Genomic DNA, 13,473 nt, shown 5'->3' with positions numbered 1-13,473 from the left:
CGTCGCTCAGCCGTGCATGATGAGGCTCATGGCCTCGGAGCGTGTGGACGGGTCCCGCAGCTGACCGCGCACCGCCGAGGTGACGGTCTTCGCGCCCGGCTTGCGCACCCCCCGCATGGACATGCACAGGTGCTCGGCCTCGACCACCACGATCGCACCCTTCGGCGCCAGGTGCTCCATGAGGGCCTCCACCACCTGCGTGGTGAGCCGCTCCTGCACCTGCGGGCGGCGGGCGTAGAGCTCCACGAGCCGGGCGAGCTTGGACAGCCCCGTCACCCGCCCCTCGGCGGAGGGGATGTAGCCGATGTGCGCCACGCCGTGGAAGGGGACCAGGTGGTGCTCGCACGTGGAGTAGAAGGGGATGTCCTTCACCAGCACGAGCTCCTCGTGCGCGATGTCGAACGTGGTGCCCAGCACCTGCTCGGGGCTCTGGTGCAGGCCCGCGAAGAACTCCGCGTACGCCTTGGCCACGCGCTTCGGGGTGTCCTGCAGCCCCTCGCGGTCCGGGTCCTCGCCGATCGCCTCGAGGATCTCCCGGACGGCCCGCTCGATGCGCGGCCGGTCCACGGCGGTCGAGCGCGGGTCGAACGTGCCGGGCACGCCCGGGAACGCGTCGTCCTCGCCCATCGGGCCGTCGTCGTGCAGGAGCAGGTCCGGGTTCACCACGTCGGCCCCTTCCCGGGGCCGGGCGCGTTGCCCGGGCCGGTGGCCGGCGGCGTGCCGCCGGGGGCGTCTCCGCCCAGCGACGACGGCGGCGCGCCCTCGGGAGCGACCGGCACCGTGCTGTTCGAGGTGCCGACGGGCGCCTGCTCCTCCGCGTCGCGGCGCGAGCGGCGCTCGGCCGGGGAGAGGACGGGCGGCACGTCGTGGGGGAGGCGCTCGTCGGCCGCGAGCCAGAGATCCCGCTCCGGACGCTTGCGCACGTCCGCGAAGATCTCGGCGATCTCCTCCTGGTTGAGGGTCTCCCGCTCGAGGAGCTCGTAGGCGAGCCGGTCGAGGATGTCACGGTTCTCGGTGAGCACCCAGTGGGCGTCGGCGTGCGCACCGTCGAGGAGGGCGCGGACCTCGGCGTCCACGAGGGAGGCCAGCTCGTCGGAGTACTCGCGGGACGAGCTGCCGGAGCCCCCGCCCACGAACGGCTCGGAGTCCCCCGTGCCGAGCTTCACGGCGCCCACGCGGGAGCTCATGCCGTACTCGGTGACCATCTTGCGCGCCGTCTCGGTGGCCTTCTGGATGTCGTTGGCCGCGCCGGTGGAGGGGTCCTTGAAGACGACCTCCTCGGCCACGCGGCCGCCCATCGCGTAGGCCAGCTGGTCGAGCAGCTCGTTGCGCGTGACCGAGTACTTGTCGCTCTCCGGCACCACCATCGTGTAGCCCAGGGCGCGGCCGCGCGGCAGGATCGTGATCTTGGTGACGGGGGCGGAGTTGCGCAGGCCGGCCGCCACGAGCGCGTGGCCGCCCTCGTGGTAGGCCGTGACCTTGCGCTCGTGCTCGTTCATGAGGCGCGTGCGCTTCTGCGGGCCCGCCATCACGCGGTCCACGGCCTCGTCCAGGGCCTTGTCGTCGATCACGTTGTTGTTCGAGCGGGCCGTGAGCAGCGCCGCCTCGTTGATGACGTTCGCCAGGTCCGCTCCCGTGTAGCCCGGGGTGCGCTTGGCCAGGGAGCGCAGGTCCACGTCCATGGCGATCGGCTTGCCCTGCGCGTGGACCTCGAGGATCTTCGCGCGGCCCTCCAGGTCAGGGGCCTCCACGGGGATCTGCCGGTCGAAGCGGCCGGGGCGCAGCAGCGCCGGGTCCAGGACGTCCGGGCGGTTGGTGGCTGCGATCATGATGACGTTGGTGGAGGCGTCGAAGCCGTCCATCTCCACGAGCATCTGGTTCAGGGTCTGCTCGCGCTCGTCGTTGCCGCCGCCGATGCCCGCGCCGCGGTGCCGGCCGACGGCGTCGATCTCGTCCACGAAGATGATGGCCGGCGCGTTGTTCTTGGCCTGCTCGAAGAGGTCGCGCACGCGGGAGGCGCCCACGCCCACGAACATCTCCACGAAGTCCGAGCCGGAGATCGAGTAGAAGGGCACCCCGGCCTCGCCGGCCACGGCCTTGGCGAGCAGGGTCTTGCCCGTGCCGGGAGGGCCGTAGAGCAGCACGCCCTTGGGGATCTTGGCGCCCACCGCGTGGAAGCGGTCCGGGACGGTGAGGAACTCCTTGATCTCCTCGAGCTCCTCCACGGCCTCGTCCGCGCCGGCGACGTCCTTGAACAGCACGTCCGGGTTGTCCTTGTTGATGAGCTTCGCGCGGGACTTGCCGAACTGCATGACCTTGCCGCCGCCGCCCTGCATGCGGGAGAGGAGGAACCAGAAGAACAGGGAGATCAGCAGGAACGGGACCATGAGGCCCAGCAGCGAGGTGAGCCAGTTGCTGCGCACCGGCTCGTCCGTGTAGCCGTCCAGCGCGGACTGGTCCACGGCCGCGACGACGTCGTCCGCGCGCGCCGCGGAGAAGTGGAAGTAGACGTCCTTGCCGAGGTCCCGGCCGTCCTGCTCGTAGGGCTCACGGAGGGAGAGGTCCACGCGCTGGTCGCCGTCGACCACGCGGGCCTCCACGGCCCTGTCGTCCTTCAGCATGGACATGCCCACGTTGGTGTCCACCATCGCGCGGCCGCCCTGGCTCGTGGCCAGCGGGATGGCCATCCCCAGCACGAGGAGCCCGAGCAGGATCCAGACGTAGGGCTTGTTGAACAGCTTCTTCACGGTCCGTCTGTCTCCTGGTCTGCCATGTCCCGGCGGGACGCGGGCCGGGTGCACGGAGGCGCGGCCCGGGCCTTGGGTCACTGCACCACGGTACCGGGCGGGCGGAGCGGCGCGGGGACGGGCCGCGGGGAGTTCGCCGCCGGTGGACAGCCCCCTCTCCCCCGCGGGCGGCGGGGGTCAGCTGTAGACGTGCGGGGCCAGCGTGCCGACGAAGTCCAGGTTGCGGTACTTCTCGGCGTAGTCGAGGCCGTAGCCCACCACGAACTCGTTGGGGATGTCGCGGCCGACGTACTTCACGTCGATCTCCACCTTCATCGCGTCCGGCTTGCGCAGCAGCGCGCAGATCTCCACCGACTCCGGGCCGCGGGACTCGAGGTTCGCCTTGAGCCAGGAGAGGGTCAGCCCCGAGTCGATGATGTCCTCCACGATCAGCACGTGGCGGCCGGTCAGGTCCGCGTCGAGGTCCTTGAGGATCCGCACCACGCCGGAGGACTTGGTGCCGGAGCCGTAGGAGGACACGGCCATGAAGTCCATCTCGACGTGCGAGTGCAGGGCCCGGGTGAGGTCGGCGACCACCATCACGGCGCCCTTGAGCACGGCCACGATCAGGAGGTCCTTGGACTCGTAGTCGCGGTCGATCTGCGCGGCGAGGTCCGTGATGGTGTCCTGGACCTCCTCCTTGCTCATGAGGACGTGGGTGAGGTCTTTCCGGACATCCTGTGCGTCCATGCGGGTGCCGCTCCTGGGTGCTCGTGCGGGTGGGGCCGGCGCCGGGTCGCGGTCAGCAGCCGGGGCGTCGGGGGATGAGGACCAGTCTGGCACACGGGCCCCCACCGTCGGCCTGCCCGGAGGACTCCGCGACGCACGTCACTCCGGGCCCCTCCCGGACCGCACGCACGCCGCCGGCCAGCTCCACGGGACCGGCCGACGTGCCGCCCCGGCGGGCCCCCGTGACGAGGGTCTCCACGGCGAGCACCCGTTCCCGAGAGAGGTCCTCCGCCCCCGCCCGGCGGGCGGCGCGGACGATCACCCGGCGGCGCACCGCCGGCGGCAGGGCGGCCAGCCCGTCCAGATCGAGCGCCACCACGACGCCGGGCGCCTCCCCCACGGGGCGCCCCGCCTCGGCCACGGGGTCCGGAGCACCCGCAGCGGCACGCGCGTCCCCCAGGAGCAGGCCCGCGAACTCCCGACCGGCCCACGCGTCGAGGGCGTCGGCGTCCTCGGCGGCCAGGGCGGCGGTGCGCGTGAGGGCGTCGCGCACGCCGGGGCCGAGGCCGGCGTCGGGGTCCTCGAGGGCCGGCAGGACGCGGGTGCGGATCCGCGAGCGCAGCAGGGCCGGGGCCCGGTTGTGGGGGTCCTCGAACCAGGCGATCCCGGCCCACCGGCAGATCGCCTCGGTGTCCGCCCGGGTGAGGCCGAGCAGGGGCCGGGCCACGGGGATGCCGCCGGGCAGGGTCCCGCGCGTCGGGATCCCCGCGAGCGACCGGGTGCCGGATCCTCGGGCGAGACCGAGGAGCACCTGCTCGGCCTGGTCGTCGGCGGTGTGCGCGGTGAGCACGAGGGCGAGGGCGTCGGCGGACGCGGCCTCGGCGGCGCGGGCCAGAGCCTCCCGACGCGCGGTGCGGGCCGCGGCCTCGGGGCCGTCCCCCGCGGGGACCACCCGCACGGGCGTCACGGTGACGGGGTCCAGGCAGAGGCCGCGGGCGACCTGCGCGGCGGCCGCCGCGACCGCCGCGCTGCCGTCCTGCAGCCCGTGGTCCACCACGACGGCGCCCACCGGACCCAGCGGCCGCCCGGCGCGCGTCGCCGTCAGCACGGCGCAGGTCACCGCGAGGGCCAGGGAGTCCGCCCCGCCGGACAGCGCCACGAGTGCCCGGGGGGCCTGCGCGCCCTCCTCGGCCCGCGCCCGAGACGACCCGCGCCCACCGGTCGCGCCGCCGTCGGCGTCCGGTCCGAGGACCGTCCGCACCGCGGCCACGGCGCGGTGGAGGGCCCCCGGCCAGCGGGCGCGCCGCGGCCACGGGGTGACCGCGTCCAGGGCGGGGAGCGTCACCGGAGCGGACCCGTCAGGCCTCGGCGCGGATCCGCGCCACCCACGTCTCGGGCGCATGGATCTCCGCCTCGCTCGGCAGCAGCTCCGGGGCGTCCCACACCACGTTGAACCCGTCCATGCCGATCTCCCCGACCACGGCGTCCACGAACCGCTGGCCGTCCCGGTACTGGGCCATCTTGGCGTCCATCCCCAGGATCCGGCGGATCGCCCGGTCCACCGCGGAGCGGCGGTCCCCGCGCTCGTCGAAGCGGCGGCGGATGGTCTTGACGGAGGACACGACGGAGGAGTCCACGGCGTCCATGACGACGTTCGCGTGGCCCTCGAGCAGGGACATCACGGCGGTCACGCGGGACAGGCGCTCCCGGTCCTCCTCGTCCTGGAACGCGCCGAGCAGGCCCAGGCTCGGCCGGCCCGACGTCACAGCCGGGCCCGCCTCCCCGCCGGCGTGGCTCGCGACGCCGCCGCCCCGACCCCGCACGGACCCCGCCAGGGGGTTCGCGGCAGCCAGGGCGGAGCGCAGCCGCTCGGGCAGGGACTCGGCCTTGTCGAACAGCCCGCCGGTGAGCCCGGTGATCTCCGACCGCAGGTGCCCGCGCAGCCACGGGGCGGCGGCGAACTGGACCCGGTGGGTCTGCTCGTGCAGGCACACCCAGAGCCGGAAGTCGGCGGGGTCCACGTGGATCTCGCGGCGCACCTGCACCACGTTCGGCGCCACGAGCATCAGGCGGCCGCCCGCGGGGCCGGCGGGGACGCCGTCGGGCCCCGGGAGGGCGCTGAACGGGTCGTACTGGCCGAGCACCTTGGCGGAGAGCCACGCGAGGATGCCGCCCATCTCCAGGGCGGTGGCGCGCGTCGCGACGGGCGTGGTGGCTGCCTCGTACTCAGCCGGGCGCGTGGCCTGCAGGTGTGCGAACGTGGGGCCCAAAAGCGCCGCGAAGGACTGCGTGTTCGCGCGGGACCACGTGGGGCGGTCCACCACGAGCACCTGGGAGTCGAGCAGGTCCCGGGCCGCCTCGAGTCCGGTCAGCCGGTGGACGTGCGGCACGGAAGCCGCCGCGGCCACACGGAGGCCCTCGGCCTCCCCGCGCGCCTCCCGCGCGGAGATGCGCGGCCCGGCCACGGTGAGGGCCTCGGCCGTGCGGGCGGCGAACGCCCAGTCCACGGGGTGCACGGCGGGTGCGGCCGGGCCGGCGGTGGGGCCGCCGGCCATGCGGGGCTGGTCTGCGCTCATGCGGCCCATCCCATCACAGGCGCCGGGCACGGGACCGGGTCCGGTGCCCGCTCACAGGGCGGCGACCGCGGCCACCGCCTCGTCGATCGCCGCCCGCGCCGGCTCGATCTGCCAGTCGACCTCGGAGCACACCACGCTGAACGCGAGCACCCGCCCCGACGTCGTGGTGACGGTGCCGGTGAGGGAGACCGTCTGGTCGAGGGTGCCGGTCTTGGCGGCCACGGCGCCGCGCGCGGGCGGGGACGGGAAGCGCTCGCCCAGCGTGGAGTCCTCGCCGGGGCGCGGCAGCGCGTCCAGCACCCCGTCCTGGGCCGGCCCCGCCGAGAGCCCCGTCACCACCTCCACGAGCTGCTCCGGGCTCACCCGGTTGGCGGCGGCGAGGCCGGAGGCGTCCACGACGTCCATGCCCGCCGTGTCCACGCCCAGCGCCGCGACCCGACGCTCGAGGAGCGCGGCGGCGCCGTCGTGGGTGGCGGGGAGCCCGGCCGCCGCGGCCGCGGTGTGCGCGAGGGCCTCGGCCACCTGGTTCTCCGAGTGCATGAGCATGTGCTCGACCTGCGCGCGGACGGGAGCGGACGTCACCTCCGCCACGGACGCGGCCGCGCGCACCTCCTCGCGGGGCGCCTGCGTCGCGGGGACCTCCTCCCGCACGGCCACCTCGACGCCGCCCTCGCCCGCCTCCGCCGCGTCCTCCGCGAGGGCGGCGAGCTCGGCCTGGAAGGTGCGGGCCGCGGACGCGGCCGGGTCCGCCAGCCGGTCCTGTCCGGTCCCCGGCGTGGCCCGCCCGCCGTAGGTGGCCAGCGGCTGGACAGGGGCGATGTTGCCGCTCTCCACCATCCCCGTGGACCACGCCGGGTTGAGCGGGGCCTCGTCCTCGAACAGGCGCAGGTCCGTGCTCACCACCACCCGGCCGGTGACGCCGCGCTCGTCCAGCCCGGCCAGGGTCCGCTCCGCGAGGGTGCGCAGGCCGGCGCGGCCCGCCACGCTCGAAGGGTCCGAGGCCCCCGTGCCGAGCAGGACGTCGCCGCCGCCGACGAGCACCAGTTCCGTGGCTCCACCGTCCGCCGCCGGACGGGCGACCACGCGGGTGGTGAGAGCGGCGTCCGGGCCGAGCGCGTCCACGGCGGCCGCGGCCGTCAGGAGCTTCATGGCCGACGCCGGCGCGACCGGCTCGTCCGCGCGCCGGGAGAACAGCACCCGCCCCGTGGCGAGGTCACGGAACTCCGCGGACGCCACCCCCGGGGCCGCCGCCAGCCCCGGCTCGACCGCGTCCGCCACCGCGGCGGCCGAGGGCACCTCCCCCGGGGCCGAGGTCGAGGCCCGTGGCGTCGGGGAGGGGGACGGCGTCGTCGTCGGGGAGGGGGACGGGGCGGGGGCGGACCAGACCGCCGAGGGGGCGGGCCCCGAGGCCAGCCGCGGGAGCAGGAAGTCCCGGGCCAGCATGCCGAGCAGGGTGGCCACGGCCAGCGCCAGCAGCACGCAGAGGACGACGATCGTGCGATCGGAGCGGCGGTCGGTCACGACGCCACCGGGGTGGCGTCGCCCGCGGCGACGGACCGGGCCGCGGAGAAGAGGGCGACGAGCTCGTCCGCGCCGCTGCGGCGCGCGGCCTCGAGCACCGCGTCCCACTGCGCCGCGCTCGCCCGGTGGTGATGGGCCGCGGCGAAGGCGTCGGGTCCGGCGTCATCGAGGCGCGCGTCCGACGTCGCCGCCGCACCGTCACCGGTGACCGCACGCACGCGCGTGGTCAGCACGGGGTCCGACGCGCGGACCTCCTCCAGCACGGCGGCGCGGTCGCCCTCTCCCATGCGCTCCTCGAGCATGACGAGGCGCGCGTAGACGGCGGGGTTGCCGATCTTGATCCGCTGCCCGGAGCCGAGCTGGGAGAGCATCGGCGCGGACAGGCCGAGGACCCCGGCCAGGGCCCGCTGGCTGACCCCGTACGCCTCACGCAGGACGCCGAACCGCTCGCCCAGCGGCTGCCCGTACAGCGCGCGCTGCTGGTCGAGGTTGTCCTGGAGGTCGTGATCGGTGAGGGCCATGCCGACCATGATGACGGACCCGCGGTTGCAGGTGCAAAGACGTGCCGGTGACGGCGCCGTCTCAGCTGGCGACCTCGGTCCACGCGTACCCGCCGTCGCCCCACGTGCACATCAGGTGGCGACCGTCCACGCCGCGCACCTCCGTGCCGCGCTCCGCCGCGAGGCAGCCGTCCCTGAGGCGCACGGAGCTGGTGACCCGGGGGGAGCCGGTGGAGGAGGGAGTCGCGGGCCCGCCCGGGACCGCTTCGGAGGACGTGGCCGGCGGCGCGGGGGCGGTCGTGGCGGACCCCTCGCCCACCTCTCCGCCCCGTCCTCCCAGGAGCAGTGCCAGTGCGGTCGCCGCGGCCAGGAGCCCAGGACGATCAGCGCCCACGCCCAGCCGCGGGTGCCCTGCCTCACGCGCCCCTCCGGCGCAGTGGCGGGGCGCGGCGGTAGGCTGGCCACAGTTCCGCCGGGCGGCGCGCCCGCCGTCCGGGAATCGCCCCTGTCTGAAGGAGAAGCCATGGCGCACGACGTCACCATCGAGATCCCCGCGGGCTCCCGCGTGAAGTACGAGTTCGACCACGAGACCGGCCGCCTGCGCCTGGATCGCGTGCTGTTCACCTCGATGCAGTACCCCACGCACTACGGCTACTTCGAGAACACCCTCGGCGAGGACGGCGACCCGCTGGACGCCCTCGTGTTCCTGCCGGGCTTCGACCTGGTGCCCGGCTGCATCGTGGAGGCCCGTCCGGTCGGCGTGTTCAACATGACCGACGACGGCGGCGGCGACGCCAAGCTGCTGTGCGTCCCCGCAGACAAGCGGTTCGACCACATCGTGGAGCTCGAGGACGTCGAGGAGTCCCTCAAGCAGGAGATCGAGCACTTCTTCACCCGCTACAAGGACCTCGAGCCGGGCAAGTGGGTCAAGGCCGAGGGCTGGCAGGGCCGCGCGGACGCCGAGAAGGAGCTCGAAGCCTCCATCGAGCGCTTCGCCGCCGCCGGTGAGCACTCCCCGTCCGACGAGCCGCAGGGCCGCGACGTGGACACCGAGGAGGCCGAGCCGGCCACCGAGGAGGGCTCCGAGACCGACGTGCCGCAGGGCCGCTGACCCCCGGACCACCCCCGGCGCGTCCCGCGCCACGCACGACGGCGGCCGCTCACCCATCCGGGTGGGCGGCCGCCGTCTGCGCTGGCACAATCGAGCGCATGCTCGTGCTCACCCTCAACCAGCGGGACACCCCCGACGCCGGCGATCGCGTGGACGCCTTCCTGCGCAGCCTGGACGCAGTGCCCGGGCTCGAGGCGGCGGCGGCGCTGCCCTTCCAGCGTTCCGTGGGCGACGAGCTGATCGGCGCGGTCGAGGACCCTGCCCTCGCCGTGGACGTGGCGCTGCGCGCGCTGCGGGAGCGGCGCTGGAACGTGGGGGTCGGCGTCGGGGGCGTGATGCACGCGGACGGGACGCCGGGCCTGCCGGAGTCCGGGGACGTCCACGACGCCGGCGGGCCGGCGCTCTCCGCCGCGCGCCGCGCCGTGGAGGCGGCCGCCCTCTCCACCGCGCGCATCCCGCTGGCCGTGCGGGGCCGGGACGAGACGGCCGCGGCGGAGGCCGAGGCGGTGCTCAAACTGGTGGGCCAGCTCGTGTGGACACGCACCGAGGCGGAGTGGGCCGTGCTGGACCTGCTCGTCCCCGGCGTGCGCGGCCAGCAGAGGCCCGCCGCCGAAGCACTGGGGATCACGGTGCAGGCGGTGTCCCAGGCGACGCAGCGCGCGTTCTGGAACGAGGAGCACGCCTGCCGGCCGGCTGCCGCGCGGCTGCTGGGCCTCGTCGATGCCGCCTGAGACAGCCCTCCCCCTGCAGCCCACCGGCGCCCGACTCCCCGCTGACGGCTGACCCCTGCGTTCCAGCCGCCGCGCCAGCCGGGTAGCGGCGGGAGCATCAGGGTCAGCGCCGGTGGGCCGTCAGACGGCCGCCGGCTCCTGCACGCGCACGCCCGCGGGGCGGTCGGCCTCCGGGACGAGCGACCACAGCACGTCCGCGAGGCCGTGGTCGTCCACCCCGCCGGTCACCTCGTCCGCGGCCTCCTTGACCTCGCGCACGGCCTGGCCCATGGCCACGCCGCGGCCGGCCCAGCGCAGCATCTCGAGGTCGTTGCGGCCGTCCCCGACCGCCACGGTGTCCTCGATGCCCACGTGGAGCACGGTGCGCAGCCCCTCCAGCGCCGAGGCCTTCGTGACGCCCGCCGCGGCGACGTCCAGCCACGCCGTCCAGCCCACGGAGTACGTCACGCCGGAGAGGCCGATGCCCTCCACCGCGCGGCCGAACTCCTCAGCCGAGGAGTCCGTGGAGAACACCACGAGGCGCACGGCGGTGGCGTCCATGAGCGCGTCGAACGTGGTGCCCGTAGCGTCCACGCCGAAGGAGGCGTCCTGGAAGCGCTCGGTGGAGAGGAACCGGCCGTCCGGGACCTCCACGGCGTACTTCGCGCTGGGCAGGCGGCGACGCAGCTGCGTGAGCACGGAGCGCGGCTCGAACGTGCGGCAGTCCGTCACCTCGTAGCCGTCCTCCAGGCCGCGGTCCAGGCGCAGGGTGATGCCGCCGTTCGAGCAGACCATGTAGCCGGCGTCGATCCCGAGGGACTCCCCCACCGGCAGCGTGGCCCCGCGGGAGCGCCCCGTGGCGATCACGACGTGGTGGCCCGCCGCGACGACGGCCTTGACGGCCTCACGCACGGGCTCATGCAGGTGCCCGTCGTGGTCCACGATCGTTCCGTCCACATCCAGGCATACGAGCTTCTTGGTCATGGCCCCACCCAACCACACGGCCCGGACGGGACAGCGACGCGCGGGTGAACAGCCGGGACGCCCCCTCACCCCCGAACGAGGTGTCACGAAGTGTGGGTATGCGGCCGCCATACCCACACTTCGTGACACCTCGTTCCGCCGGGGGGGGCACGGGGTCAGAGGACCTCGAACCGCTCCAGCCCGCCCACGTAGGGGCGCAGCGCCTCCGGCACGGTCACGGAGCCGTCCGCGTTCTGGTGGTTCTCCAGGATCGCGACGATCCACCGCGTGGTGGCCAGCGTGCCGTTGAGCGTGGCGACCACGCGGGTGCCGCCCTTGGCGCCGTCGTCATTCTTCATCCGCTCGCGGATGTTGAGGCGGCGCGCCTGGAACGTGGTGCAGTTCGAGGTGGAGGTCAGCTCTCGGTAGGTGCCCTGCGTGGGGACCCACGCCTCGCAGTCGAACTTGCGGGCGGCGGAGAGGCCGAGGTCGCCGGCGGCGGTGTCGATCACGCGGTAGGGGACCTCGACGGCCGCGAGCATCTGCTCCTCCCACGCGAGCAGGCGGGCGTGCTCCGCCTCGGCCTCCTCCTGCGTGGTGTAGACGAACATCTCGAGCTTGTTGAACTGGTGCACGCGGATGATGCCGCGGGTGTCCTTGCCGGCCGAGCCGGCCTCGCGGCGGTAGCACGTGGACCAGCCGGCGTAGCGCACGGGCCCCTCGGAGAGATCCATGATCTCGTCCGCGTGGTAGCCGGCCAGGGCGACCTCGGAGGTGCCCACGAGGTAGAGGTCGTCCCGCTCGAGGCGGTAGATCTCGTCGTCGTGCTGCACGTCGAAGCCGGTGCCCTGCATGGTCTCGGGGCGCACGAGCGTGGGCGGGATGACGGGCACGAACCCGTTCTCGATCGCCAGGTCCAGGCCCATCCGCATAATGCCCAGCTCGAGGCGGGCGCCCACGCCCTTGAGGAAGCTGAAGCGGGCACCGGAGACCTTCGCACCGCGCTCCATGTCGATCGCGCCGAGCAGCTCGCCGAGCTCGAGGTGGTCCCGGGGCTCGAAGCCGTCCGCCGCGAAGTCGCGCGGCGTGCCGACCTCCTTGAGCACCTCGAAGTCGTCCTCGCCGCCGGCCGGGATGCCCTCCACGATGAGGTTGGGGAAGCCCCGCTGCAGGTCGGCCACCTGCGCCTCAGCCTCACCGGAGGCCACCTCCGCCGCCTTCACCTGCGCGGCGAGGTCCTTCACCTCGGCGAGCAGGGCCTGCTTCTCCTCGCCCTGGGCCTGCGCCACCTGCTTGCCGAACGCCTTCTGCCGGGCGCGCAGCTCCTCGAAGCGGGTGATCGCGGAGCGCCGCGCGGCGTCCGCCTCGAGGAGGCGGTCCACGAGGGACGCGTCCGCCCCACGGGCCTCCTGGGAGGCGCGGTACTTCTCGGGCTGCTCGATGAGGTCCTTGACGTCGATCACCCGCCCAGACTAGCGAACCCGCGCCCCTCTAGACTGGCCGCATGACCCCCGAACTGATCCTGGCCGTCCTCGCCCTCGTCGCGGTGGTGGCCCTGGCCGTCGTCGTGATCGGCCACGTGGTCTCCGGCCGGCGCCGCGACCGCGAGATCGCCGCCCTGCGCGCGGACCGCCAGTCCCTGGCCGCCCGTGTCGAGGAGCTGCGGGAGCGCGTCGTCGCCACCGAGGAGGCCGCGGCGCCCTCCCACGAGGTGGCGCTGATCCTCAACCCCGTGAAGAACGACGCGGAGCAGGTCCGCGGCAAGGTGATGGACGCCGTGCGGCACTACGGGTTCGGCGAGGCGCTCGTGCTGGAGACGGCGGAGGACGACGCCGGCACCCAGATGGCCCGGGACGCGATCGAGGCGGGCGTCGGGCTCGTGATCGTGGCCGGCGGCGACGGCACGGTGCGGCTCGTGGCGGAGGAGCTCACCGGCTCCGGCATCCCGCTGGGCGTGGTCCCGATGGGCACGGGCAACCTGCTGGCCCGCAACCTCGACCTGCCGATCAACGACCTCGAGGAGTGCATCCGCATCGCCCTCCACGGGCGCCGCCGCGTGATCGACACGGTGGACATCCGCCTCACGGACGCGGACGGCGGTCAGCGCCGGAACACGTTCACGGTGATCGCCGGCGCCGGCTACGACGCGGACATCATGGGCGACACCCGCGACGACCTGAAGAGCAGGGCGGGGTGGCTCGCCTACAGCGAGGCGGGGCTTCGCCACCTGGGCGGCGCGCGCCACGAGGTCACCGTCACCCTCGACGGCGGCACGACCAAGCGCTTCAAGGTGCGCAGCGTGATGGTGGCCAACTGCGGCATGCTCACGGGCGGCCTGGAGCTGCTGCCGGAGGCCAAGCTCGACGACGGCCTGCTGGACGTGGTGGTCCTCTCCCCGAAGCACGCCCTCGACTGGGCACGGATCGCCGCCAAGACCCTGGTCCGCTCGAAGCGACCCATCCCCGTGCTCGAGACGGAGCAGGCCACGCGGGTCTCGATCCGCCTCGCCGAGCCGATGCCCTCCCAGCTCGACGGCGACGCGACCGGCGACGTCGTGGCCATCGACGCCCGCGTCCAGCCGGACACGCTCACCGTGATGATCGGGAACGAGGAGCGCGCCTCGGTGGAGTGAGCCGG

Annotated in this window: 13 protein-coding genes; 3 read left to right on the top strand and 10 right to left on the bottom strand. The window is 74.4% G+C overall.

What is annotated here, in order from left to right; all coding sequences use genetic code 11:
• Positions 1-6: 6 nt before the first annotated feature.
• The 8 genes from folE to LG274_RS08735 all read right to left on the bottom strand — a co-directional run bounded on the left by folE (position 7) and on the right by LG274_RS08735 (position 8,371).
• Complete coding sequence (gene folE / locus LG274_RS08770) at positions 7-627, bottom strand: GTP cyclohydrolase I FolE (RefSeq protein WP_298986789.1); 621 nt, start codon at positions 625-627, stop codon at positions 7-9.
• A gap of 32 nt (positions 628-659) precedes the next feature.
• Positions 660-2,747 (bottom strand): ATP-dependent zinc metalloprotease FtsH, encoded by a 2,088-nt coding sequence (ftsH, locus tag LG274_RS08765; RefSeq protein WP_404463980.1) that lies wholly within the window; start codon positions 2,745-2,747, stop codon positions 660-662.
• A gap of 177 nt (positions 2,748-2,924) precedes the next feature.
• Positions 2,925-3,476 carry a hypoxanthine phosphoribosyltransferase gene (gene hpt / locus LG274_RS08760; protein ID WP_298710738.1) on the bottom strand — a complete coding sequence of 184 codons (552 nt, stop codon included), beginning with the start codon at positions 3,474-3,476 and terminating at the stop codon, positions 2,925-2,927.
• 52 nt (positions 3,477-3,528) lie between these two features.
• Entirely contained in the window at positions 3,529-4,800 is a 1,272-nt protein-coding gene (tilS, locus tag LG274_RS08755) for a tRNA lysidine(34) synthetase TilS (protein WP_404463977.1), read from the bottom strand.
• A gap of 13 nt (positions 4,801-4,813) precedes the next feature.
• On the bottom strand, positions 4,814-6,031 hold the full coding sequence (locus LG274_RS08750; RefSeq protein WP_404463975.1) for a zinc-dependent metalloprotease: 1,218 nt from the start codon (positions 6,029-6,031) through the stop codon (positions 4,814-4,816).
• Positions 6,032-6,082: 51 nt separating this feature from the next.
• Complete coding sequence (gene dacB / locus LG274_RS08745) at positions 6,083-7,552, bottom strand: D-alanyl-D-alanine carboxypeptidase/D-alanyl-D-alanine-endopeptidase (protein WP_404463973.1); 1,470 nt, start codon at positions 7,550-7,552, stop codon at positions 6,083-6,085.
• The gene (locus LG274_RS08740) at positions 7,549-8,073 is read right to left on the bottom strand and encodes a helix-turn-helix domain-containing protein (protein WP_248118411.1); all 525 of its coding nucleotides are present in this window, start codon (positions 8,071-8,073) and stop codon (positions 7,549-7,551) included. The genes dacB and LG274_RS08740 overlap by 4 nt, the downstream gene beginning before the upstream one ends.
• Positions 8,074-8,134: 61 nt before the next feature.
• Positions 8,135-8,371: a hypothetical protein gene (locus tag LG274_RS08735; protein ID WP_404463970.1), complete on the bottom strand. Its 237-nt coding sequence runs from the start codon at positions 8,369-8,371 to the stop codon at positions 8,135-8,137.
• Between the two features lie 204 nt (positions 8,372-8,575).
• On the opposite strand from LG274_RS08735, the gene LG274_RS08730 reads away from it, so the two are divergent.
• Positions 8,576-9,163 carry an inorganic diphosphatase gene (locus LG274_RS08730; RefSeq protein ID WP_298710753.1) on the top strand — a complete coding sequence of 196 codons (588 nt, stop codon included), beginning with the start codon at positions 8,576-8,578 and terminating at the stop codon, positions 9,161-9,163.
• A 98-nt stretch (positions 9,164-9,261) separates the two neighbouring features.
• Positions 9,262-9,894, top strand: a complete 633-nt coding sequence (locus LG274_RS08725; RefSeq protein ID WP_248118405.1) for a hypothetical protein — start codon at positions 9,262-9,264, stop codon at positions 9,892-9,894.
• A gap of 120 nt (positions 9,895-10,014) precedes the next feature.
• Here LG274_RS08725 and LG274_RS08720 read toward each other — a convergent pair whose 3' ends face one another.
• Positions 10,015-10,857, bottom strand: coding sequence for an HAD family hydrolase (locus LG274_RS08720; RefSeq protein ID WP_248118403.1), 843 nt, complete (start codon positions 10,855-10,857; stop codon positions 10,015-10,017).
• A 155-nt stretch (positions 10,858-11,012) separates the two neighbouring features.
• Complete coding sequence (gene serS, locus LG274_RS08715) at positions 11,013-12,299, bottom strand: serine--tRNA ligase (protein ID WP_248116632.1); 1,287 nt, start codon at positions 12,297-12,299, stop codon at positions 11,013-11,015.
• A gap of 41 nt (positions 12,300-12,340) precedes the next feature.
• Here serS and LG274_RS08710 point away from each other — a divergent pair, with 41 nt between their 5' ends.
• Positions 12,341-13,468, top strand: coding sequence for a diacylglycerol kinase family protein (locus LG274_RS08710; RefSeq protein ID WP_298710757.1), 1,128 nt, complete (start codon positions 12,341-12,343; stop codon positions 13,466-13,468).
• Positions 13,469-13,473: the final 5 nt, after the last annotated feature.

It is taken from the genome of Micrococcus antarcticus (assembly GCF_044872765.1).
Lineage (GTDB): Bacteria > Actinomycetota > Actinomycetes > Actinomycetales > Micrococcaceae > Micrococcus.
This window is presented reverse-complemented; position numbering and strand designations above follow the sequence as displayed.